General features: G+C 68.4%; 20 protein-coding genes. 19 read left to right on the top strand and 1 reads right to left on the bottom strand.

Annotated elements, in window-relative coordinates:
* Positions 1-3: 3 nt before the first annotated feature.
* The 17 genes from MQH31_RS12425 to MQH31_RS12345 all read left to right on the top strand — a co-directional run bounded on the left by MQH31_RS12425 (position 4) and on the right by MQH31_RS12345 (position 20413).
* Positions 4-1548, top strand: coding sequence for a Mur ligase family protein (locus tag MQH31_RS12425; protein ID WP_372488152.1), 1545 nt, complete (start codon positions 4-6; stop codon positions 1546-1548).
* Positions 1549-3012, top strand: coding sequence for a UDP-N-acetylmuramoyl-tripeptide--D-alanyl-D-alanine ligase (locus MQH31_RS12420; protein ID WP_243012306.1), 1464 nt, complete (start codon positions 1549-1551; stop codon positions 3010-3012).
* Complete coding sequence (mraY, locus tag MQH31_RS12415) at positions 3009-4100, top strand: phospho-N-acetylmuramoyl-pentapeptide-transferase (protein ID WP_134533332.1); 1092 nt, start codon at positions 3009-3011, stop codon at positions 4098-4100. The genes MQH31_RS12420 and mraY overlap by 4 nt, the downstream gene beginning before the upstream one ends.
* Entirely contained in the window at positions 4100-5644 is a 1545-nt protein-coding gene (murD, locus tag MQH31_RS12410; RefSeq protein ID WP_243012583.1) for a UDP-N-acetylmuramoyl-L-alanine--D-glutamate ligase, read from the top strand. The genes mraY and murD overlap by 1 nt, the downstream gene beginning before the upstream one ends.
* Positions 5613-6896, top strand: a complete 1284-nt coding sequence (gene ftsW / locus MQH31_RS12405) for a putative lipid II flippase FtsW (RefSeq protein WP_279238713.1) — start codon at positions 5613-5615, stop codon at positions 6894-6896. Before murD ends, ftsW begins: the two co-directional genes overlap by 32 nt.
* Positions 6893-8008 (top strand): UDP-N-acetylglucosamine--N-acetylmuramyl-(pentapeptide) pyrophosphoryl-undecaprenol N-acetylglucosamine transferase, encoded by a 1116-nt coding sequence (locus MQH31_RS12400; RefSeq protein WP_243012304.1) that lies wholly within the window; start codon positions 6893-6895, stop codon positions 8006-8008. Before ftsW ends, MQH31_RS12400 begins: the two co-directional genes overlap by 4 nt.
* Positions 8009-8084: 76 nt before the next feature.
* A complete protein-coding gene (murC, locus tag MQH31_RS12395; RefSeq protein WP_134533338.1) occupies positions 8085-9491 on the top strand; it encodes a UDP-N-acetylmuramate--L-alanine ligase in 1407 nt (468 codons plus the stop codon).
* Between the two features lie 9 nt (positions 9492-9500).
* Positions 9501-10664 carry a cell division protein FtsQ/DivIB gene (locus tag MQH31_RS12390; RefSeq protein WP_243012303.1) on the top strand — a complete coding sequence of 388 codons (1164 nt, stop codon included), beginning with the start codon at positions 9501-9503 and terminating at the stop codon, positions 10662-10664.
* A gap of 158 nt (positions 10665-10822) precedes the next feature.
* On the top strand, positions 10823-12001 hold the full coding sequence (ftsZ, locus tag MQH31_RS12385) for a cell division protein FtsZ (protein WP_243012302.1): 1179 nt from the start codon (positions 10823-10825) through the stop codon (positions 11999-12001).
* Between the two features lie 6 nt (positions 12002-12007).
* Positions 12008-12700, top strand: coding sequence for a YggS family pyridoxal phosphate-dependent enzyme (locus MQH31_RS12380; protein WP_243012301.1), 693 nt, complete (start codon positions 12008-12010; stop codon positions 12698-12700).
* Between the two features lie 35 nt (positions 12701-12735).
* Entirely contained in the window at positions 12736-13272 is a 537-nt protein-coding gene (locus tag MQH31_RS12375) for a cell division protein SepF (RefSeq protein ID WP_243012300.1), read from the top strand.
* A gap of 8 nt (positions 13273-13280) precedes the next feature.
* On the top strand, positions 13281-13580 hold the full coding sequence (locus MQH31_RS12370; protein WP_134533346.1) for a YggT family protein: 300 nt from the start codon (positions 13281-13283) through the stop codon (positions 13578-13580).
* A gap of 134 nt (positions 13581-13714) precedes the next feature.
* On the top strand, positions 13715-14341 hold the full coding sequence (locus MQH31_RS12365; protein ID WP_134533348.1) for a DivIVA domain-containing protein: 627 nt from the start codon (positions 13715-13717) through the stop codon (positions 14339-14341).
* The gene (lspA, locus tag MQH31_RS12360; RefSeq protein ID WP_243012299.1) at positions 14331-14969 is read left to right on the top strand and encodes a signal peptidase II; all 639 of its coding nucleotides are present in this window, start codon (positions 14331-14333) and stop codon (positions 14967-14969) included. The genes MQH31_RS12365 and lspA overlap by 11 nt, the downstream gene beginning before the upstream one ends.
* A 7-nt stretch (positions 14970-14976) precedes the next feature.
* A complete protein-coding gene (locus tag MQH31_RS12355) occupies positions 14977-15897 on the top strand; it encodes an RluA family pseudouridine synthase (RefSeq protein WP_134533350.1) in 921 nt (306 codons plus the stop codon).
* A gap of 107 nt (positions 15898-16004) precedes the next feature.
* Entirely contained in the window at positions 16005-19472 is a 3468-nt protein-coding gene (gene dnaE / locus MQH31_RS12350; protein ID WP_243012582.1) for a DNA polymerase III subunit alpha, read from the top strand.
* A 47-nt stretch (positions 19473-19519) separates the two neighbouring features.
* Complete coding sequence (locus MQH31_RS12345; protein WP_243012298.1) at positions 19520-20413, top strand: lysophospholipid acyltransferase family protein; 894 nt, start codon at positions 19520-19522, stop codon at positions 20411-20413.
* A gap of 27 nt (positions 20414-20440) precedes the next feature.
* Here MQH31_RS12345 and MQH31_RS12340 read toward each other — a convergent pair whose 3' ends face one another.
* Positions 20441-20995 carry a flavin reductase family protein gene (locus tag MQH31_RS12340; RefSeq protein WP_243012297.1) on the bottom strand — a complete coding sequence of 185 codons (555 nt, stop codon included), beginning with the start codon at positions 20993-20995 and terminating at the stop codon, positions 20441-20443.
* A gap of 73 nt (positions 20996-21068) precedes the next feature.
* On the opposite strand from MQH31_RS12340, the gene hisD reads away from it, so the two are divergent.
* Both hisD and nrdR read left to right on the top strand, forming a co-directional pair.
* Positions 21069-22373 carry a histidinol dehydrogenase gene (hisD, locus tag MQH31_RS12335; RefSeq protein ID WP_134533354.1) on the top strand — a complete coding sequence of 435 codons (1305 nt, stop codon included), beginning with the start codon at positions 21069-21071 and terminating at the stop codon, positions 22371-22373.
* A gap of 88 nt (positions 22374-22461) precedes the next feature.
* Positions 22462-22971 carry a transcriptional regulator NrdR gene (nrdR, locus tag MQH31_RS12330; protein ID WP_243012296.1) on the top strand — a complete coding sequence of 170 codons (510 nt, stop codon included), beginning with the start codon at positions 22462-22464 and terminating at the stop codon, positions 22969-22971.
* The last annotated feature ends 3 nt before the right edge of the window (positions 22972-22974 follow it).

The raw sequence follows: 22974 nt of genomic DNA, 5'->3' as shown, positions 1-22974 counted from the left end.
CCCGTGACCGAATTGGCACCATCGGCTCTCCGTCCTCAGCACCCGGTTCCGCGGTCGTTGTCGGGCATGGTTGATGAATTCGAACTTTTCCTGCGCGGCGACATCGAGGGTCTCGAAGTCTCCGGCGTGAGCATTTCCTCCCGCACGGTGCAGCCGGGCGACCTCTACGTCGGCGTGCCCGGGCGTGCGTTCCACGGCGCGAGCTTCGCCGAAGGCGCCAGGGAGGCCGGAGCCGTCGCTATCCTGACCGATGAGGCCGGCGCGCTCCTTGCGGCCGGAAGCGGCCTGCCGATCCTGGTCACCCCCGACGCCCGCGCCGCACTCGGAGCGGTCGCCGCCTGGATCTACCGCACTGACGAAAACCCGGCAACACTCTTCGCCGTGACCGGAACGAACGGCAAGACCAGCGTCGTCTACCTTCTGGTCGCCATCCTCAACCAGCTCGGCGTCGTCACGGGCCTCACGTCGACGGCCGAGCGCCGCATCGGCGACCTCGCCGTCGTGAGCTCGCTCACCACTCCGGAGGCCACCGAACTGCACGCCCTGCTCGCCAGGATGCGCGAAGCCGAGGTGCGCGCCGTCGCGATCGAGGTCTCCGCGCAGGCGCTCAGCAGGCACCGCGTCGACGGGCTCGTCTTCGACGTCGCCGGCTTCACGAACCTCAGCCACGACCACCTCGACGACTATTCCAGTCTCGACGAGTACTTCCAGGCCAAGCTCGAACTCTTCCAGCCGGACCGGTCGCGCCGCGGCGTCATCACCGTGGACTCCGAGTGGGGCCAGCGCATCGTCGCAGAGTGCCGCATCCCGGTCACGACCCTCAGCATCCACCCGGAGGTCGACGCCGACTGGCACCTCTCGATCGTCTCAGAGGACGCCCTGTACACCGAGTTCCTGCTCGAGGGGCCGGAGGGCCGCCGACTGCAGACCCGCGTTCCGCTGATCGGCTGGTTCATGGCCGCGAACGCGGCACTGGCCATCCTGATGCTCGTCGAGTCCGGCTACGACCTCGAGGCCATCAATCACACCCTCGACCGTGACGGCGGCATCGACGTCTATATCCCCGGACGCACCGAACGCATCTCCGGCGACAGCGGACCGCTCGTCTACATCGACTACGGCCACAGTCCAGACGCCTTCCTCAACACCCTCGCGGCGATCCGCGCCTTCACGCCCGGCCGGCTCTTCATGGTCTTCGGCGCAGACGGGGACCGCGACACCACCAAGCGTGCTGCCATGGGCGCCATCGCGGCCAGGGGCGCCGACGTCGTCGTCATCACCGACTTCCACCCCCGCTACGAGGACCCGGCCTCGATCAGGGCCGCCCTCATCGCCGGTGCCCGCGAAGCGGTACCCGACGTCGAGCTCTACGAGGTCGCGGACCCGCACGCCGCATTCCGCACCGCGCTCGGCCTCGCCGTCGAGGGCGACTCCATCCTCTACGCCGGCCCAGGACATGAGAACTACCACGAAGTGAACGGCGTCAAGATTCCCTATTCCGCCCGCGAGGATTCCCGGCTCGCACTGCGCGAAGCGGGGTGGCAGTAGATGATCGCCCTCTCCCTCTCCGAGATCGCCGGCGCCGTCAACGGCGTGCTGCGCCTCGATGGCGTCGTGGACGCCGACGGTTCGCCCATCACGCCGGCAACCATCGTTTCGGGGGCCGTGGACACGGACTCCCGCGAGATCGGCCCCGGCGGCATCTTCGTCGCCAAGCCGGGGGAGACGACCGACGGTCACCTCTTCGCTCCCGCCGCGATCGCCAACGGCGCCGCGCTTCTCATCGTCGAGCGGGCGCTCGACCTTCCCGTCGCCCAGATCCTCGTCCCGGACGCCGTCGTCGCCCTCGGCGACCTCGCCACGCTGGTTGTCGCCCGCGTTCGCGCGGAAGGCCGGCTCAAGGTCATCGGTGTGACCGGCTCCAACGGCAAGACCACCACCAAGAACCTGCTCCGCGCGATCCTCGAACGGGTCGGCCCGACCGTCGCCGCCCGCGCCTCCTTCAACAACGAGGTGGGCGCGCCGATCACCATGCTCGCCGTCGATATGGACACCCGGTTCCTCGTCGCCGAAATGGGCGCGAGCGGCATCGGCGAGATCGCCCGGCTGATCCGCATGGTCCGCCCTGACGTGGGAGTCGTCCTCAAGGTCGGCCTCGCGCACGCCGGCGAATTCGGCGGCATCGAAGCAACCCTCGCCGCCAAGACCGAGATGGTCACCGACCTCCTCGCAACGGATGTCGCGGTGCTGAACGCCGACGACCCCCGGGTCGCGGGAATGCGGGCACACACCCGCGCCCGGGTGGTCTGGTTCGGCCAGGACGCCACCGGAGCCTCGCGCGCACCGGACGGAACGGACTTCTCCGGCGTGCACGCGACCGGCATCGAGGTCTCGAGCAGCGGAACCACGTTCACCCTGCACCTCGCGGGTGGCGACACCCGCCCGGTGTCCTTCCAGGTGCTCGGAGAGCACCACGTGATGAACGCCCTCGCAGCAGCCGCCACCGCGGAGGTGCTCGGGGTCGGCATCGACGACATCGTCGCCGCACTCGAGTCCGTGGTCACGGCGGAACGCTGGCGGATGCAGGTGCTCGGCGGGCGCGACGGGGTCACGATCATCAACGACGCGTACAACGCGAGCCCCGATTCGATGACGGCGGCCCTCAAGACGCTCGCCCAGATCCGGGAGCCGGGACAGCGCACCGTCGCCGTCCTCGGCGAGATGAGCGAACTCGGCGAATTCTCCGGGGACGAGCACGACCGCATCGGGCTCCTTGCCGTGCGGCTGAACATCTCCCAGCTCATCGTCGTGGGAAGAGCCGCCAGACGGATGCACATCAGCACGATCAACGAGGGGTCCTGGGACGGGGAGTCCCTTTTCGTCGACGATCAGGACGACGCCTTCGCCCTCCTCACCGCGACCATCCGCCCCGGTGACACCGTGCTGGTGAAGTCCTCGAACTCGGCGGGCCTCCGGTTCCTCGGCGACCGCCTCGGGGAGTACTTCTCATGAGGGCCCTGCTCATGGCCGGCGCGATGTCGCTCGTCTTCACCCTGTCCCTGACCCCGCTGTTCATCCGGCTGTTCCACAAGCTCGGCTGGGGCCAGTTCATCCGGGACGACGGCCCGAAGAGCCACCACGCCAAGCGCGGTACCGCGACCATGGGCGGCATCGTCATCATCCTGGGCACCCTGGTCAGCTACTTCCTCGCGATGTGGCTCACCGGAACCCCGATCCCGGCGTCGCCGTTGCTCGTGCTCTTCATGATGGTCGGCCTCGGGCTCGTCGGATTCCTGGACGACTTCATCAAGACGCGCAACCAGCGCAGCCTCGGCCTCGGCGGCTGGCAGAAGATCAGCGGACAGGTGCTGGTCGCCGGGATCTTCGCCGTACTCGCGCTGCAGTTCCCGAACAAGAACGGCCTCACCCCGGCATCCACGAAGATCTCGCTGCTGCGCGACCTGCCCCTCGACTTCATGAAGCTCGGGACCATCGTCGGGATCGCCCTGTTCATCCTCTGGATCTGCTTCCTGGTGGCGGCGACCTCCAACGGCGTGAACGTCACGGACGGCCTCGACGGCCTCGCGACGGGCTCGTCGATCCTCGCCATCGGGGCGTACATCGTGATCGGCTTCTGGCAGTCCAACCAGGCCAGGTACGGGGGAGCGGACATCGGGGACATCTACCGTTCGTACAACGTGCGCGACCCGCTCGACCTCGCCATCGTCGCCGCGGCGATCGTCGGCGGTCTCATCGGCTTCCTGTGGTGGAACACCTCACCCGCCAAGATCTTCCTCGGCGACACCGGGTCCCTCGCCATCGGCGGGGCGTTGGCTGCACTCGCGATCCTCAGCCGCACCGAGCTCCTGCTCGTGCTCCTCGGCGGGCTCTTCGTGATCGAGGCAGGCTCCGTGATCGTCCAGAGGGCGTACTTCAAGGTCACCCGGGGCAAACGGATCTTCCTGATGAGCCCCATCCACCACCACTTCGAGCTCAAGGGCTGGGCCGAGGTGACCGTCGTCGTGAGGTTCTGGATCGTCGGCGGACTCCTCGTCGCTGCGGGCGTCGGCTCGTTCTACCTCGAATGGCTGACCTCATGATGAGCAACGACGCATACGACACCCACTCGGGCCATCGCCGCCTCGACGGGCTGGTCAGCTGGCACGCCGACTGGACCGGGCTCCGGGTCGCGGTGCTCGGCCTCGGCGTCACGGGCTTCGCGGCGGCGGACACCCTCGCCGAACTCGGCGCCGACGTCCTCGTTGTCGCGGGCAGCGCCCCGGACGACCGGGCCAGGCTCCTCGGCGTGATCGGCGCAGGACTCGTCCAGGCCGACCTCAGCGTGGTTCCCGCAGAGCTCGCCGCGCACCGTCCGGAACTGCTCGTCGTGAGTCCGGGCTTCCACCCCGACCACCCGCTCCTGCTCTGGGCCGCCGCGTCAGGCATCCCGGTCTGGGGCGACATCGAACTGGCCTGGCGCCTGCGCGACAAGGTCGGAGCCCCGGCCGAGTGGATCCTCGTCACCGGTACGAACGGCAAGACCACGACCGTGCAGCTCACCGCGACGATCCTCGCGGCCGCCGGACACCGGGTCGCTCCCTGCGGCAACATCGGCGTGCCCGTCCTCGACGCCGTCCGTGACCCGGTCGGCTGGGACGTGCTCGTCGTCGAACTCTCGAGCTACCAGCTGCACCACCTGCCGCGCACCGGGCCAGGCGCCCTTGTGCCGTGGGCGAGCGTCTGCCTGAACATCGCGGACGACCACCTCGACTGGCACGGCTCCGCTGCCGCCTATCGCGAGGCCAAGGCGACCGTCTACGCCAACACCAAGATCGCCTGTGTCTACAACAAGGACGACGCGGCCACCCGCACCATGGTCGAGGACGCCGAGGTCAGCGAGGGCGCCCGCGCCATCGGCTTCGGACTCAGCGTCCCCGGCCCGAGCGACCTCGGCGTCGTCGACGGCATCCTGTGCGACCGAGCCTTCCTCGAGGACCGTCTCGACACGGCGATCGAACTGACCACCGTGCCGGAACTCCGGGCCCGCGGCCTCGGAGCCGCCCACCTCGTCGCAGATATCCTCGCCGCGAGCGCCCTCGCACGCTCCTTCGACGTCGACCCGCTCATCGTCCACGACGTGCTCGAGACCTTCCAGCTCGACGAACACCGGATCGAGATCGTGGCCGATGCCGCGGGCATCCGCTGGATCGACGACTCGAAGGCCACCAACCCGCACGCCGCGGATGCCTCACTCGCCGCATTCGAGTCCGTGGTCTGGCTCGTCGGCGGCCTGCTCAAGGGCGTCGACATCGATCACCTCGTCAAGACCCACGTGCCCCGGCTCCGTGGCGCCGTCATCATCGGAGCCGACCGGCAGGCGCTGCGGGCGGCATTCCTGCGACACGCCCCCGGGTTGCCCGTGTTCGAGATCGATGCCGCTGACACTGGACAGGTGATGCCGAACGCCGTCGCTGCCGCGGCAGGCCTCGCACAATCCGGTGACGTCGTGCTGCTCGCGCCCGCGGCGGCATCGATGGACCAGTTCTCCGACTACGCAGCACGCGGCCGCCTCTTCGCGGAGGCCGTTCACGATTATCTGGGAGGTGAGGCGGATGGCGAGACTGCCCCAGGGGCGAAAGCCTAGGACCGCAGCCCCCCACCAGCCTGCGCCAGAGGAGCACGGCCCCGCCACCCGCATCCACCTCGGACGCGTGTTCAAGGCGGAATCGACGAGTTACTTCCTGCTGCTCGGCACGACCCTGTTCCTCGTCGCGTTCGGTCTCGTGATGGTGCTGTCCTCGTCGTCGGTCGACTCCTACCTCGAGAACGCGGGCTTCTTCGGCGCCGTGCTCCGGCAGGGCGGCTTCGCGGCCGTCGGCGTGCCGCTGATGCTGTTCGTCAGCAGGTTTCCGATGAAATTCTGGCAGCGGGTGGCCTGGCCCGCCCTGATCGTCGCGTGCCTGTTGCAGTGCCTCGTCGTCTTCACCCCGCTCGGCATCGAGGTCGCGGGCAACACGAACTGGCTGCCCCTCGGCGGCGTCCAGTTCCAGCCGTCCGAAGCGATCAAGCTCGCGCTCGTGATCTGGCTCGGCATGATCCTCGCCCAGAAGCAGGATCTCCTTGACGACTGGCGCCACGTCTACATTCCGGTGTTCGGCGTTGGCGGCGGATCGATCATGCTCGTGCTGATCGGCGGCGACCTCGGAACCGTCATCATCATGGCCGGAATCCTCTTTGGCGCGCTCTTCTTCGCGGGCGTCCGGCTGCGGATGCTCGCGCTTCCGCTCCTGATCGGGACCGTGCTCGGGCTCCTCGTCGCCATCTCGAGCTCCAACCGGATGACCCGGATTCTCTCCTTCCTCAACACTGGCTGTGACGACCACACCGGAACGATCTCCGCGGCGTGCTGGCAGCCGCTGCACGGCACCTGGGCACTTGCCAACGGCGGGATCTTCGGCGTCGGGCTCGGCAATTCCAAAGCGAAGTGGTCGTGGCTGCCGGCTGCGGACAACGACTACATCTTCGCGATCATCGGAGAAGAACTGGGTCTGATCGGCGCCATCGTGGTGCTCTGCATGTTCATCCTGCTCGCGTTCGCTTTCCTGCGGATCATGCGCTCGAGCACGAGCGTTCAGGCGCGCGTCTCGACGGCCGCCGTGATGGTCTGGGTCATCGGCCAGGCGCTCGTCAACATCGGTGTCGTCCTCGGCGTCTTCCCCGTGCTTGGCGTCCCGCTTCCCCTCGTCTCCGCCGGAGGTACCGCTCTGCTCTCGACCCTGATCGCGATCGGCATCGTGCTGTCCTTCGCCAGGGCGCACCAGGATCCGGTCGGGCCCGACCCCGATGTGACCACGCAGCGGGCGGCACGGCCCGGACCGAGACAGGTGTCAGAGTGACCACATACCTCCTGGCCGGCGGCGGAACCGCAGGCCACGTCAACCCCCTGCTCGCGGTCGCCGACGCGATTCGCGCGCGCGAACCCGACGCCGTCATGATCGTCCTCGGCACGAGGGAAGGCCTCGAGGCACGCCTCGTGCCCGCGCGCGGGTACGAGCTGATCTTCGTGCCGCGGCTGCCGTTCCCACGTCGCCCGAACCGCGCCGCCATCCTCTTCCTGCCCCGGTTCAACCGTGCCGTGAGCGACCTCGCCGCTGTGCTCCGCGCCAGGAAGGTCGACGTCGTCGTGGGCTTCGGCGGCTATGTGTCGACACCCGCGTACCTCGCCGCCCGCCGGGCGGGCATCCCGATCGCCATCCACGAGGCGAACTTCCGCGCCGGACTCGCGAACCGCCTCGGCGCGTGGCTGACCACGCGGGTCGGCGTCGTCTTCCCCGGAACGCGGATCCGCCACGGCCGGGTGGTGGGAATGCCGCTGCGTCCCGAGATCCAGAACCTCGACCGCGCCGGAGTCCGTGCGGAGGCGCTGCGCTTCTTCGACCTCGACCCCGACCGGCCGACCCTCCTCGTCACAGGAGGCTCGCTCGGGGCGCGCCGCCTCAACGGAACGGCGGTGGAGTCCGCCTCCGCCCTCGTCGCCGCGGGCTGGCAGGTGCTGCACATCACGGGGCAGAAGTCTGAGGTATCCGACCCGGGCATCGACCACTACCGGATGATCGAATACTGCGACCGGATGGACCTCGCCCTCGCGGCCGCGGACTTCGCCGTCTCCCGGGCCGGGGCAGGAACCGTGTGTGAGCTCAGTGCCCTCGGCATCCCCGCCGTCTACGTCCCGTACCCGGTCGGAAACGGGGAACAACGCTTCAACGCGGCCTCCGTCGTGTCCGCAGGGGGCGGCATCCTCATCGACGACGCGGCCTTCCTTCCGGCCTGGGTCGCTGACGAACTCGTGCCGCTTCTCCGCGACCGCCCACGGGTGCGCGCGATGGGCGAGCTCGCGGCATCCGTCGGCGGCAGGGACGGCGCGGAGCGGATGGCGGACCTCGTCGGCGAGGCCCTCGGCCGCGCACGCGGGGGCGTCAATCCGGCAATCCCCGGTACCGACGCGTAACGTAGAGGCCGCACCACCCCCGATTTCGACACCGGGATTCGACACTGAGATTCGACACTGAGAAGAGCGGCACCACGTGATCAAGCCCGACCTGAACCTCGTCATTCCCGCGGACCTGGGAACGGTGCATTTCGTCGGCATCGGCGGCTCCGGGATGAGCGGCATCGCCCGGCTCTTCCTCGCGGCAGGCCACACCGTGACCGGCTCCGACGTGCGCGAGTCCGCCAACGTGCTCGCCCTGCGCGAGCTCGGCGCCCGAATCGCCATCGGCCACGCCGCCGAGAACGTCGGGGACGCCGACAGCCTCGTCGTCACCGGGGCGCTCTGGCAGGACAACCCCGAATACGTCCTCGCCCTCGAGCGCGGCCTCCCGGTGCTGCACCGGGCCCAGGCCCTCGCGTGGCTCATCCAGAAGCACCGCCTCGTCTCCGTCGCCGGAGCACACGGCAAGACCACCTCGACCGGAATGATCGTCACGGGACTGCTCGGCATCGGCAAGCACCCGAGTTTCGTCAACGGCGGTGTGATCGAGTCGCTCGGCGTCTCGGCCGGCGCGGGCACGGACGACCTGTTCGTCGTCGAGGCCGACGAATCCGACGGGTCGTTCCTGCTGTACAACACGGCCATCGCGCTCGTGACGAACGTCGATCCCGACCACCTCGACCACTACGGATCCCTCGAAGCCTTCGAAGCCGCCTTCGTGCAGTTCTCCCACGCCGCGACCGAGCTCGTCGTGATCTCCTCCGACGACCCCGGCGCGGTGCGCGTCACGAGGAGCCTCACCGGCCAGAAGGTCGTCACCTTCGGGGAGGCCGCCGACGCGACCGTCCGCGTGCACTCCGTCGTGACGGACGGCCCCGTGAGCTTCTCGGTCTCGTACGCGGGTCAGGACTACTCCGCGACCCTGCGGATTCCCGGCAGGCACAACGCGATCAACGCGGCAGGCGCCTTCGCCGTGCTCGTCGGGCTCGGCTGCGACCCCGCCGCCTCGCTCGCGGCCATCGCCGGCTTCGGCGGCACCCAGCGCCGCTTCGAGCTGCACGGCACCGTCGACGGCGTCAGCGTCTACGACGACTACGCCCATCACCCGACCGAGGTCGCCGCGGCACTCACCGCCGCCCGGACCGTCGTCGGGACCGGGCGCATCATCGCCGTGCACCAGCCGCACCTGTACAGCCGCACTCGTCTGTTCGCGCAGGAGTTCGCCGACACCCTCGAGCGCACCGCAGACCAGACGGTCGTGCTCGGCGTGTACGGCGCCCGCGAGGATCCCGAACCCGGCGTGACCGGTGCCCTCGTCTCCGGGAAGTTCCACGACGCAGCCAAGGTCGCGTACGTCCCCGACTGGCAGGAAGCCGCAGACTACGTTGCGAGCATCGCCCGACCGGGCGACTTCGTCGTGACCCTCGGCTGCGGTGACGTCTACCGGATCGTTCCGCAGCTGCTCGAATCGCTCGGCCACCGCGTCCAGGCCCAGGGATAGCACCGGGGAATGAGGCGACCAGAGGGCTTCGACCGGCCGGAGCAGCCGTCGGGCACGGACAGCGCCGCGCCGGGTCCCGCAGCCACACCCGCCGGCCGCGGCACGAAGCGCCCGTCGCGCCGCTCCGCTGACACCGCTGCACCCTCCGGCCGCTCGCGGAGCCGGGAAAAAACCGACGCGACCCGCACCGAACCCATCACGATCCCGAAACTCCCGGCCGAGCAGCCGCGCCTCGCCCCTGTCTCGCCTTTGCGCGCGCCAGGGGCCCGGCAGGCGGCACCCGTCACCGAGCCGATCACGACCGTGACCGCGCCGGCGTCGGAGTCAGGCGCCTCACACGAGCGCGGACCCTACGCTGAACCGCATGTCGCGGGTCCGGCCGGTCAGCGCGCCGAGCCCGCCCTGACTCCCACAACCGCCAGGCGCAAGTTCCGCGCCGCCCGCCGCGCGCGCAAACGCTACGAACGCGAGGAGGTGCGCCGATTCACCTGGCGCGCACGCCGTCGCCGCACCGCCTGGCTCGTCGCGCTCGGCACCGTTCTCGCCCTCGTCGGGTTCGTGCTCGTCGGCGCATTCTCTCCTCTGATGGCGCTGCGCACGGTGGAGGTCGTCGGCACCAGCCGGATCTCCGCAGACCAGGTGAAGGCCGCGCTCGGCGACCAGCTCGGCACCCCGCTGCCCCTCGTCGACTTCGCGCGGATTCGCGCAGACCTCGGCACCTTCCCGTTGATCCAGAGCTACGTGACGGAGAGCCGGCCGCCGGACACCCTCGTGGTTCGGATCGTCGAACGGACGCCCGTCGGAACGGTCGTCGTGCCCGGCGGGTTCAATCTCGTGGATGCCGCAGGAGTCGTGATCCAGAACGGCGCGACGCGCGTGCCCGGCTATCCCGTGATCGACGCTCGGGCCGGTGTCGGCAGTGCCGGGTTCCAGGCCGCGACGGCCGTCATCGCCGCCGTCCCTGAGGCCGTCCGCCAGCAGCTCGACACGGTCACCGCGGCCACGACCGACGACGTGACCCTGGTCCTGGCCGGTGGGGCCCGGGTGGTGTGGGGGAGTGCAGAGCGATCGGAATACAAGGCCGTCGTGCTCGCAGCGCTGATCGTCAGCCACCCCGTCGGTACCGTCAAGGAATACGACGTCTCGTCTCCGGACAGCGCCGTCCTGCGCTGAGCCATCACGTCGGGTGGAATTTACCCGGGTTGTTCGCGACACGCGGGCGCGCCTCCCCGGACGGGGATGCGTGGCGCTTACCTTCGAAATCAGGAATTGCATACTCAGCATAACTTTAAACTTCGACCAGAGGTTTAGAGTTCCACCGGAGGCCGGACGTGTCAACAACAAACCAGAACTACCTCGCTGTCATCAAGGTTGTTGGAATCGGTGGCGGCGGCGTCAACGCTGTCAACCGCATGATCGAGCTCGGCCTCCGTGGCGTCGAGTTCATCGCCATCAACACCGATGCCCAGGCCCTGCTGATGAGCGACGCCGACGTCAAGCTTGACGTCGGTCGCGATCTCACCCGTGGCCTCGGCGCCGGCGCGGACCCCGAGGTCGGCCGTCGCGCCGCCGAGGACCACGCCGAAGAAATCGAAGAAGCCCTCGCGGGAGCCGACATGGTCTTCGTGACCGCAGGCGAAGGCGGCGGCACCGGCACCGGCGGCGCACCCGTCGTCGCCCGTATCGCGAAGTCCATCGGCGCCCTGACCATCGGCGTCGTCACGAAGCCGTTCGGCTTCGAGGGCAAGCGCCGCCAGGCCCAGGCCGAGGCGGGCGTCGCCTCCCTCAAGAACGAGGTGGACACGCTCATCGTCGTGCCGAACGACCGGCTGCTGGAAATCAGCGACCGCGGCATCAGCATGCTCGAGGCCTTCGCGACCGCGGACCAGGTCCTCCTCGCCGGCGTGCAGGGCATCACCGACCTGATCACGACCCCCGGCCTGATCAACCTCGACTTCGCCGACGTGAAGTCGGTCATGCAGGGCGCGGGTTCCGCACTCATGGGCATCGGCTCCTCACGCGGCGCCGACCGCGCCATCAAGGCTGCCGAACTGGCCGTCGCCTCGCCCCTGCTCGAGGCGTCCATCGATGGCGCGCACGGAGTGCTCCTCTCGATCCAGGGCGGCTCCAACCTCGGTATCTTCGAGATCAACGACGCGGCCCGCCTCGTCCAGGAAGCCGTGCACCCCGAAGCCAACATCATCTTCGGTGCCGTCATCGACGACACCCTCGGTGACGAGGTCCGGGTCACGGTCATCGCAGCAGGCTTCGACGGCGGCGAACCCGGCGTCAAGGCCGTCGAGGTGCGCCACGCGGACCTCGTGGCCGCCGGCGTCGCCGCCGGTGCCGTTTCCGCCACGACGGATGTGGTCGGCGGCTCCGCGAGCGTCTTCGGAACGGACGAGCCGAGCGTTGCGTCCTGGTCTGCCGGAGAAGCAGGGACGGCCGTCGCCGACCCTGCCTTCGAAGAAGACCCCGATGACCTGGACATCCCTGACTTCCTCAAGTAACCCATCGTGACCGAATTGCGTCCAGAGCCGTCCGGCCTTGCCGGGCGGCTCGAGGTCGTGCGGGAGCGGGTCGCCTCGGCGGCCAGGGACGCGGGCAGAGACCCCGCGGACGTGACGACGATCGTCGTGACCAAGTTCCATCCCGTCGCGATGATCGAGGAACTCCTCACGCTCGGCGTGCGCGATTTCGGCGAGAATCGCCACCAGGAGGCCCAGGGCAAGGCGAGTGCGCTGGCCGGGAACGACCTCACCTGGCATTTCGTCGGACAGGTTCAGGGCAAGAAGGCCCGGCAGGTGCGCGCGTATGCCCAGGTCGTGCATTCCGTCGACCGGGAGTCCCTCGCGACGGCACTCGGCTCCACCGAGTCGTCCATCGACTGCTTCATCCAGGTGAACCTCACGGACGACCCCGCCCGCGGGGGTGTCGCCCCCTCCGGGCTCGACGCCCTCGTCGAGCACGTGCTCGGCACGCCGGGATTGCGCCTGCTCGGCCTCATGGCGGTCGCCCCGCTCGGGGCGGAACCGGCTGCGGAATTCGCGAGGGTGCGGTCACTCGGCGAGGGCATCCGCAGGCTTGCGCCCGAGGCGCGGTTCCTGTCGATGGGCATGTCGCAGGACTACGCGGAAGCCATCCGCGAAGGGGCGACACACCTTCGAATTGGCACCGCAATCACCGGGAATCGCCAGACTCTCGGTTAATCTGAGTACGAAGAATCACCAACACGGAGGTCGAGATGTCCAACCCGCTCAAGAAAACCATGGTTTACCTGGGGCTGGCAGACGAAGAGCTGGAGTACGAGGCGCCCGTCGCCCCACCCGCGGCCGATCAGAATGCCGTCTCGAGTTCCGCCGTGCCGAAGACCGCCGCACCGCACCAGGCCGGTCCGTCCGCGACGCGCGTCGAGGGCTCTCACGGAACCAATGGCCGCGCCCCGGTGACCCCGCTGCGCAAGACCTCCACTCCCAAGAATGTGGCTGCCTCCGAAATGAATGAAATCCTCACCGTCCACCCGCGCCAGTACCGCGACGCCCAGCTGATCGCCGAATCCTTCCGTGAGGGCATCCCGGTCATCATCAACCTCTCCCAGATGAGCGACGCCGACGCGCGCAGGCTCATCGACTTCGCGAGCGGCCTCTCCCAGGGCCTCTACGGCAAGATCGAACGGGTCACCGCCAAGGTGTTCCTGCTGTCGCCGTCCCACATCGTCGTCTCCGGCGACAACGCCGCCGAGGAGTCCGACACGGAGTCGTCCTTCTTCGCGCAGTCGTAGTCTCGGCCGTGTCCGTCGTCCAACCGCTGGCCTGGATCGTCTACTACGCCCTGCTGCTGTATTTCTTCGTGATGTGGGGTCGCTTCATCGTCGACCTCATCCGCAGCGTCAACCGTTCCTGGCGCCCTCAGGGAGTCACGCTCGTTCTCGTCGAATTCATCTACGTGGTCACCGATCCGCCGGTCAAGTTCTTCCGGCGCATCCTGCCGCCCCTGCGGATCGGTCCGATCGCGTTCGACTTCGGCTGGAGCCTGACCATGCTCTGCACGATCATCGGCATGGGTATCGTCGGCGCGCTCCGCTACTGAGAGCGTCCGTTCCCGAGTGCGGCATGTATTCTTGATCGAGGCCTTCCGGGTTCACGCGTGCAACACGCTCAGTCCGGTAGCGTCAATTATTCGTTCGACAAAAAGTTTTCAATGAGTTTTAAGGGTGGACAGCCATGGCGCTAACTCCGGAAGATGTAGTCAACAAGCGGTTCCAGTCGACCAAGTTCCGCGAAGGATACGATCAGGACGAGGTGGATGACTTCCTCGACGAGGTCGTTGTCGAGCTTCGCCGTCTGACCGCCGAAAACGAGGAGCTCCGCGCCGGCGTCAGCACCGAGGCAGGCAGCGCGCCCGCCGCCGCCCCCGTCGAGGCCGTCAAGGCCGCAGAGGTCGTCCCCGCACCCGTCGTCGTTCCCGCAGTGGTCGCCGCGGCGGCACCCGTCGCAGAACCGATCGACGAGACCGCCGGCACCACGAACCTGCTGCAGCTGGCACGCCGCCTGCACGAGGAGCACGTCAAGGAAGGCGCCGAGAAGCGCGACGCCCTCATCGCGGAGGGCCACGCAACCGCGGCCCGCCTCGTTGCAGAGGCCGAAGCCAAGCAGCGCGCACAGAACACGATCCTGGACAAGGAACGCTCCGTCCTCGAGAACAAGATCGACGAGCTCCGCACCTTCGAGCGCGAATACCGCCAGAAGCTGAAGAGCTACATCGAGGGCCAGCTGCACGACCTCGACGCGACCTCACCGGTCGGCGCCGAGAGCGCGCAGAAGCCGAGCTACCAGGGCTTTGGCTCCTAAGGTCCGAACGAAAGGGCGATCCAGCGCGCTCATCGTTCTGGGCCTCGCCGCGCTGGGCATCTATGCGCTCGACCAGACGGCCAAGTTCCTCGTCGTCAGCTACCTGACCGAAGGAAGTACCGTCCGGGTTCTGGGGGATGTGCTGCAATGGCACTACGTCCGGAACCCGGGCGCGGCGTTCAGCCTCGCCACCGGCATGACGTGGATCTTCACGATCATCGCCGCGGCGGTCGTCGTGTTCATCGTGATCTTCGCCGGACGCATCCGCTCGCTCGCGTGGGCACTCGTCTTCGGGCTGCTCCTCGGGGGCGTGCTCGGTAACCTCACCGACCGCCTCTTCCGGGAGCCGTCCTTCGGGCTGGGCCACGTCGTCGACTTCATCACGACCCCGTGGCTGATCCCCGCCATCTACAACGTCGCTGACGCGTCGATCGTCACGAGCATGGTCATCTTCATGATCCTCACGATCCGCGGCGTCGGCCTCGACGGCCGCAGGGCCGTGCGCGAGCCGGCCGACCCGGCCGGTGTCGCCGCCGCCGGTACCGATCCGGCCGAGTCCGACCCGAGCTCCGCCCCGTCCCAGACCGCAGACGGCGCCCCCGCAACACCCACCCAGTTAGCACCCTGATTCCCCCATGGAAACCCGCTCCCTCCCCCTGCCGGACGGCCTCGCCGGCGTCCGCGTCGACGCCGGCATCGCCAAGCTCCTCGGCTTCTCCCGCAGCTTCGCTGCCGAGGTCGCCGAAGCCGGCGGTGTGGCCATCGACGGCGTCGTGGTCGGCAAGTCCGACCGACTGCGCGGGGGCAGCTGGCTCGAGGTGAACTGGCAGCCGAAGGACGCCCTCGAAATCGTTCCGATCGAGGTTCCCGACCTCACGATCGTCTATGACGACGAGAGCATCGTCGTCGTGAACAAGCCCTCCGGCGTCGCGGCGCACCCGAGCGTCGGCTGGACGGGTCCGACGGTCCTCGGTGCACTCTCCGCCGGCGGCTACCGGATCGCGACCTCCGGTGCCTCCGAGCGCGCGGGTATCGTGCACCGGCTCGACGTGGGCACGAGTGGACTCATGGTCGTCGCGAAGTCCGAGACGGCGTACGTCGCCCTCAAGAAGGCCTTCCACGACCGCGAGGTCGAAAAGATCTACCACGCCGTCGTCCAGGGCCACCCCGACCCGAGCGCGGGCACGATCGACGCGCCCATCGGCAGGCACCCGCGCTCCGACTGGAAGTTCGCGGTCATCGCCGGCGGCAAGGATTCGGTGACGCACTACGAGACCCTCGAGGCCTTCCCCTCTGCCTCCCTGCTCGAAGTGCATCTGGAAACGGGACGCACCCACCAGATCCGGGTGCACATGGCCGCCCAGCGGCATCCGTGCGTCGGCGACGCCATGTACGGCGCAGACCCGTCGATCACGGCCAGGCTGGGACTCACCCGGCAGTGGCTGATCGCCAAGCAGCTTGCCTTCTTCCACCCGGAATCCCGGGAATGGGTCACCTTCTCCGCCGAATACCCCGCAGACCTCGAGCACGCCCTGACCGTGCTCAGGGATGTCTAGGCTAGGAACACCACACACCATCTACCGGAGCATCCGTGTCGAATACCACTAGCGCGAACGGATCGAACGATTCCTTCGTGCACCTGCACGTGCACAGCGAATACTCCATGCTCGACGGAGCCGCGCGCGTCAAACCGCTGATCAAAGAGGCCGTCGAACAGGGAATGCCCGCGGTCGCCATCACCGACCACGGCAACATGTTCGGGGCGTTCGACTTCTGGAAGTCCGCGACGGACGCCGGGATCAAGCCCATCATCGGCACCGAGGCGTACATCACCCCCGGCACAGACCGGCGCGACAAGACCAGGGTCAAGTGGGGCACGAGCGGCCAGAACCGCGACGACGTCGGCGGCAGCGGGGCATACACGCACATGACGCTGCTCGCCGAGAATACGGCCGGCATGCACAACCTGTTCCGGCTCTCGACGAAGGCGTCGCTCGAGGGCTACTACTTCAAGCCCCGGATGGACCGGGAGCTGCTGAGCGAGTTCTCGAACGGCCTGATCGGCACGACCGGCTGCGTCGGCGGCGAGGTGCAGACCCGCCTCCGTCTCGGCCAGTACGAGGAAGCGAAGAAGGCGGCGGGGGAGCTGCGGGACATCTTCGGTCCGGAGAACTACTTCTGCGAGATCATGGACCACGGCATCGACATCGAGCGCCGCACCATGAGCGAGCTGCTCCGCCTCGCCAAGGAGCTGAACCTCCCGCTCGTCGCCACGAACGACCTGCACTACACGCACGCCCACGACGCGACGGCGCACGCCGCCCTGCTCTGCGTGCAGTCCGCGTCGACCCTCGACGACCCCAACCGCTTCAAGTTCGACTCCGACGAGTTCTATCTCAAGACCGCGGCCCAGATGCGGCACCTTTTCAGGGACAATCCGGAGGCGTGCGACAACACGCTCCTGATCGCCGAGCGCTGCGAGGTGAAGTTCGACACCCAGGCCAACTACATGCCGCGCTTCCCGACCCCGGAGGGCGAGAACGAGGAAAGCTGGTTCATCAAGGAGACCGAGCTCGGCCTGGCCCGCCGGTATCCGAAGGGCATCCCCGCCGAGGTGCGCACCCGGGCCGACTACGAGGTCGGCATCATCGCCCAGATGGGCTTCCCCGGTTACTTCCTCGTCGTCGCCGACTTCATCATGTGGTCCAAGACGAACGGCATCCGCGTCGGCCCCGGTCGTGGCTCGGGCGCCGGGTCGATGGTCGCGTACGCGATGGGCATCACCGACCTCGACCCGCTCGTGCACGGCCTGATCTTCGAGCGGTTCCTCAACCCAGACCGTGTCTCCATGCCTGACTTCGACGTCGACTTCGACGATCGTCGCCGCGGCGAGGTCATCCACTACGTCACCGAGAAGTACGGCTCCGAGCGGGTCGCCCAGATCGTCACCTACGGCACCATCAAGGCCAAGCAGGCCCTGAAAGACTCCAGCCGGGTGCTCGGCTTCCCGTTCGGAATGGGCGACAAGCTCACCAAGGCGATGCCGCAGCCGATCATGGGCAAGGACATGCCGCTCACCGGCATGTTCGACAAGGACCACCCGCGCTACCGCGAGGCCGTCGACTTCCGCGCGATCATCGAGACGGATGCCGAGGCCCGCACGGTCTTCGACACCGCGCTCGGTCTCGAGAACCTGAAGCGCCAGTGGGGCGTGCACGCGGCCGGCGTGATCATGTCGTCCGACCCGCTGATCGACATCGTGCCCGTGATGAAGCGCGAGGCGGACGGCCAGATCGTCACCCAGTTCGACTACCCCGCCTGCGAGTCGCTCGGCCTGATCAAGATGGACTTCCTCGGGCTCCGCAACCTCACCATCATCGACGACGCCCTCGACAACATCGCCGTCAACCGCGGCCACCGGCCCGTGCTCGAGGACCTCGGCCTCGACGACCCCATCGCATACGAACTGCTCGCCCGCGGGGACACCCTCGGCGTCTTCCAGCTCGACGGCGGCCCGATGCGTGCGCTGCTCCGCCTGATGAAGCCTGACAACTTCGAGGACATCTCCGCCGTCATCGCCCTCTACCGGCCGGGCCCCATGGGCGCGAACTCGCACACCAACTACGCGTTGCGGAAGACCGGCCAGCAGGAGATCGTACCGATCCACCCCGAACTCGAGGAAGCCCTCAAGGACGTCATCGGCACCACCTACGGCCTGATCGTCTACCAGGAGCAGGTCATGTCGATCGCGCAGAAGCTCGCCGGCTTCTCGCTCGGCCAGGCCGACCTGCTGCGACGCGCCATGGGCAAGAAGAAGAAGTCGGAGCTAGACAAGCAGTTCGCCGGGTTCTCCGCTGGGATGAAGACCAACGGCTACTCCATGGAGGCGGTGAAGACCGTCTGGGACATCCTGCTGCCGTTCTCCGACTACGCGTTCAACAAGGCGCACTCCGCGGCGTACGGCGTGGTCAGCTACTGGACCGCCTACCTCAAGGCGCACTACCCGGCCGAGTACATGGCGGCCCTGCTCACGAGCGTCGGAGACTCCCGCGACAAGCTCGCCCTCTACCTCAACGAGTGCCGCCGGATGGGCATCCAGGTGCTTCCGCCGGACGTCAACGAGTCGATCGGCTACTTCGCTGCCGTCGGCCCCGACATCCGCTTCGGGCTCGGCGCCGTGCGCAACGTCGGCTTCAACGTCGTCGACGCGATCCGCGCCTCCCGCGACGAGAAGGGGCGCTTCGAGTCCTTCCACGACTTCCTCCGCAAGGTCCCGATCCAGGTCGCCAACAAGCGCACGGTCGAGTCCCTCGTCAAGGCCGGTGCTTTCGACTCCCTCGGAGCGACCCGCAGGGCCATGGTCGAGATCCACGAGGGCGCCGTCGAATCCGCCGTGAAGATCAAGCGCGACGAGGAACACGGCATGGTCGGCTTCGACTTCGACAGCCTCTTCGACGACCCGCAGGAAACCGAGCAGGTGCCCGACCGGCCGGAATGGAGCAAGAAGGAGAAACTCGCCTTCGAACGCGACATGCTCGGCCTCTATGTGTCCGACCACCCGCTCGCGGGGCTCGAGATCCCGCTCGCGAAGCATGCGTCGACCTCGATCGCCGATCTCCTCGCGTCCGAGCAGACCCAGGATGCCGACACCGTCACGATCGCCGGCCTGATCACGAGCGTCCAGCACCGGATCGCCAAGAAGAGCGGCAACCAGTACGGCATCATCCAGGTCGAGGACTTCGGCGGCGACATCGACGTGATGTTCATGGGCAAGGCGTACCAGGAGTTCGCCCCTGCGCTGATCAGCGACTCGATCGTCGTGGTGCGCGGCCGGGTGAGCCTGCGGGACGACGGCATGAACATCCACGCCTACAGCCTCTTCGCGCCCGATCTCGGCCAGACCGGCGACTCGGGCACCCTCGCGATCACCCTCAGCGAGGCGCGTGCGACGACGGACACCGTCACGGCGCTCGGCGACGTGCTGATCCGGCACCGCGGTTCCTCCGAGGTGCGGCTCAAGCTGATCAAGAACGACTCGGCCCGCGTGTTCGAGCTGCCGTACCAGGTGACGATCAGCGCGGACCTGTTCGGCGAGCTCAAGAGCCTGCTCGGGCCGTTCTGCCTCAGCTGAGGCGGCGCATAGCCGGTCGGTTATGCACCCGGGCATAGCCTTGGAGTATGACACGCCGTACGAGCGAACCGTTCTACACCCCGGCGATCGTGGCCGGCCGGGCCATCTTCGGGGCCTTCCGGCTGAAGGCAGCGGCGACCGGTCTCGACAACCTCCCGGATTCCGGGGGAGCCGTCCTCGCGATCACGCACTTCGGCTATGCCGACTTCGCGCTCGTCGAGTGGCAGGCCTGGCTGCACAACCGTCGCCACATCCGCTTCCTGGCCAAGAAGGGCGCCTTCGACAAGCCCGTCGTCGGCTGGCTGCTCCGCGGCATGCACCACATCAGTGTCGACATGCAGGCCGGCGCCGCGGCATACGGCGAGGCCGTCGCCGCCCTCCGGGCCGGTGAACTCCTCGGGGTCTTCCCAGAGGGCGGGGTCAACGCCTCGTTCACCGTGCGCGAACTCAAGTCCGGCGCGGTCCGGATGGCGAGGGAAGCCGGTGTCCCGGTGATCCCGGTCGCGGTCTGGGGCGGCCACCGGCTCCTGACCAAGAACCACAAGCCCAGCCTGAGGGAGGCCTACCGGGTGCCGATCCGCTTCGCGTTCGGCACTTCGGTCGTGCTCGACCCGGCGAGGGACGCCGTCGAACTCACCGCGCAACTGCACGGCACGCTCCAGGCCATGGTCGACGAACTCCAGGCCGGGTATCCCGTCGACGGCTCCGGGCAATGGTGGCAGCCGCGCCACCTCGGCGGTACGGCGCCGACTCCCGAGCAGGCGGCGGTCGTCGAGGCCGAGCGCCAGCGGCTCCGCGCCCTCAAGCGTGAAGCGGCGAACCGGGAAACGACGACGCGCAAGACGACGACGCGCAAGACGACGACGCGCAAGACGACGACGCGCAAGACGACGACGAGCGACGCGACGACGCGCGAGACGTCACGGCGCGACGACGCCTGACCCGGACGACGGGCCGGTCGCCCCCGCTCAGAGCGCCGCTTCCGGCCCCGGTACCCGGTACATCCGCTCGTGGTACAGCAACGCCTCGTCCTCGTAGCCGAGGCCGCCCTCCTCGATCTGAACGACGATCACGGCACCGTTGTGCACGGTGACCCGCTCGACGATGTGGCCGACCATCCAGCTCGTCACGTCGTTCAGGACCGGAAGGCCGTGCGGCCCCTCATGCCAGTGCTCACCGATGAAGCGGAGGGCGTTCGGTCCGCTCATCCGTTCGGCAAGGGAGCGATTGCGCGCGCCGAGGGTGTGGATGATGACACGTTCTGTTTCGGCGATCGCCGGCCAGGAACTCGCCGTGCGGGCCATATTGAAGGTCGCGAGCGGGGGAACGGACGACAGCGAGGCGAGCGAGGTCGCCGTGAAGCCGACCGGGGTGCCGTCGGCCTGGCGGGCCGTCACACATGCGACACCGGCCGCGTGACGCCGGAATGCCTGCTTGAACGCCGCAAGATCAAGCGGGGCGTTCGGATCTCCTTCGAGCCGGGGAACGGTCGGTGCGTCTCGGATGTCGTTCATGTCGCTCATGTCACTTGCCTCAAGGTCTCTGAAGGCCACCCTATTCCCGTCTGGGGGATGTTGGTGGCTAGGCTGGTCAGACATGATCCAGAGACTTGACCTACGAGGCACCCGGCCGACGCCGGCCGAATTGCTCGCCACCATTCCGCGCGCCGTCACCGACGTGACCGCCGCGAGTGCCGTGGCGGCCGAGCTCATCGCTGACGTCCGCGCGCGCGGCGAGGCGGCGCTCTACGACCAGGCCGAACGGCTCGACCGGGTGCGTCCTGACGCGCTCCGGGTGCCCGAGAGCGACATCGCCGACGCTCTCGCGGGGCTGCCGCCGGAGGTGCGCACCGCCATCGAGGAGACCATCCGCCGGGTCAGGCTCGCCAGCGAGGCCCAGGTGCCGCCGCACGTGACCACGACGATCGCTGAAGGAGCGGTGATCACCCAACGGTGGCAGCCGATCCGTCGCGTCGGGCTGTACGTGCCGGGCGGCAAGGCCGTCTACCCGTCGAGCGTCGTGATGAACGTCGTGCCCGCGCAGGTCGCCGGGGTCACCTCGATCGCGCTCGCTTCCCCGCCGCAGCAGGCGTTCGATGGCCGGGTGCACCCGACTATCCTCGCCGTCGCCGGGCTCCTCGGCGTCACCGAGATCTACGCGATGGGTGGCGCCGGCGCGGTCGGCGCCTTCGCATACGGGGTGCCGAGCCTCGGCCTCGATCCCGTCCAGCTCGTCACCGGCCCCGGCAACGTCTACGTCGCCGCCGCCAAGCGCCTCGTCCGCGGCGTGACCGGGATCGACTCGGAAGCCGGCCCCACCGACATCCTCGTGATCGCGGACTCCGGTGCAGACCCCCTGCTCGTCGCGGCCGACCTGGTCAGCCAGGCCGAACACGACGAACTCGCGGCGGCCGTGCTCGTCACCGATTCGGCGGAGCTCGCGGATGCCGTCACGGCGAGACTCGCCGTGCTCGCGGTCACGACTCCGCACGGTGAGCGGGTGACCGCCGCGCTGTCCGGTACCCAGTCCGCGATCGTGCTCGTCGACGACCTCGCCGCCGCAGCGGCGTTCAGCAATGCCTTCGGTCCGGAGCACCTCGAGATCCAGACCAGGGACCCGCACGTCGAACTCGCGCTCATCGAGAACGCGGGTGCGATCTTCCTCGGCCCGAACTCGCCGGTGAGCCTCGGTGACTACTCCGCGGGCTCCAACCACGTGCTGCCGACCGGCGGCCAGGCCCGGTTCTCGTCCGGTCTCGGCGCGTACACCTTCCTCCGTCCGCAGCAGGTCGTCGAGTACAGCAGGGATGCCCTCCGCGGGGTCGCCGCCAACATCGCGGCGCTCTCGGACGCGGAGGACCTCCCCGCGCACGGTGCGGCCGTGACCGCCCGCTTCGTCTGACCCGTCGGGGAGCCGGGGCGCGCGCATGGAGCGACGCGCCCGGGCCGACGGTGAATCCCCCGTAAAGGGGCACTAGGCTGGCAGCACAATGTTTTGCCCGTTCTGCCGCCACCCGGACTCCCGAGTCATCGACTCGCGCACGAGCGACGACGGACTTTCCATCCGTCGCCGTCGCCAGTGCCCCGAGTGCGGGCGCCGTTTCAGCACGACGGAGACCGCAAGCCTCAACATCGTCAAGCGCAGCGGCGTCGTCGAACCGTTCAGCAGGGACAAGGTCGTCACGGGCGTCCGCAAGGCCTGCCAGGGCCGGCCGGTGACGGACTCCGACCTCGCACTCCTCGCCCAGCGCGTCGAGGAGACCATCCGCCAGACGGGCGCGTCCCAGGTCGCCGCGAACGATGTCGGTCTCGCGATCCTCCCGCCGCTGCGGGAACTCGACGAGGTCGCCTATCTGCGCTTCGCGAGCGTCTACCGGGCCTTCGACTCCCTCGAGGACTTCGAGAGCGCCATCGACCAGCTCCGCAGCGAACACCGGGAGAGCCTCCGCAGCGACGCGAGCGACGCCAGCGACGCCAGCGACGACGAACCCGAACTGTAGCCG

Source organism: Cryobacterium zhongshanensis (genome assembly GCF_022760445.1).
Lineage (GTDB): Bacteria > Actinomycetota > Actinomycetes > Actinomycetales > Microbacteriaceae > Cryobacterium > Cryobacterium algoricola.
Note: the sequence above shows the minus strand (reverse complement) of the source record. Positions and strands in the feature narration are given on the sequence as shown.

Excerpts from the sequence above, each read along its gene's own strand:
- hisD (WP_134533354.1), top strand. The coding sequence starts at position 21,069 with ATGATCCAGAGACTTGACCTACGAGGCACCCGGCCGACGCCGGCCGAA.
- MQH31_RS12340 (WP_243012297.1), bottom strand. The coding sequence starts at position 20,995 with ATGAGCGACATGAACGACATCCGAGACGCACCGACCGTTCCCCGGCTC.
- nrdR (WP_243012296.1), top strand. The coding sequence starts at position 22,462 with ATGTTTTGCCCGTTCTGCCGCCACCCGGACTCCCGAGTCATCGACTCG.
- MQH31_RS12365 (WP_134533348.1), top strand. The coding sequence starts at position 13,715 with ATGGCGCTAACTCCGGAAGATGTAGTCAACAAGCGGTTCCAGTCGACC.
- MQH31_RS12420 (WP_243012306.1), top strand. The coding sequence starts at position 1,549 with ATGATCGCCCTCTCCCTCTCCGAGATCGCCGGCGCCGTCAACGGCGTG.
- mraY (WP_134533332.1), top strand. The coding sequence starts at position 3,009 with ATGAGGGCCCTGCTCATGGCCGGCGCGATGTCGCTCGTCTTCACCCTG.
- MQH31_RS12345 (WP_243012298.1), top strand. The coding sequence starts at position 19,520 with ATGACACGCCGTACGAGCGAACCGTTCTACACCCCGGCGATCGTGGCC.
- dnaE (WP_243012582.1), top strand. The coding sequence starts at position 16,005 with ATGCTCGACGGAGCCGCGCGCGTCAAACCGCTGATCAAAGAGGCCGTC.
- MQH31_RS12375 (WP_243012300.1), top strand. The coding sequence starts at position 12,736 with ATGTCCAACCCGCTCAAGAAAACCATGGTTTACCTGGGGCTGGCAGAC.
- ftsW (WP_279238713.1), top strand. The coding sequence starts at position 5,613 with ATGGCGAGACTGCCCCAGGGGCGAAAGCCTAGGACCGCAGCCCCCCAC.
- MQH31_RS12390 (WP_243012303.1), top strand. The coding sequence starts at position 9,501 with ATGAGGCGACCAGAGGGCTTCGACCGGCCGGAGCAGCCGTCGGGCACG.
- MQH31_RS12355 (WP_134533350.1), top strand. The coding sequence starts at position 14,977 with ATGGAAACCCGCTCCCTCCCCCTGCCGGACGGCCTCGCCGGCGTCCGC.
- murD (WP_243012583.1), top strand. The coding sequence starts at position 4,100 with ATGAGCAACGACGCATACGACACCCACTCGGGCCATCGCCGCCTCGAC.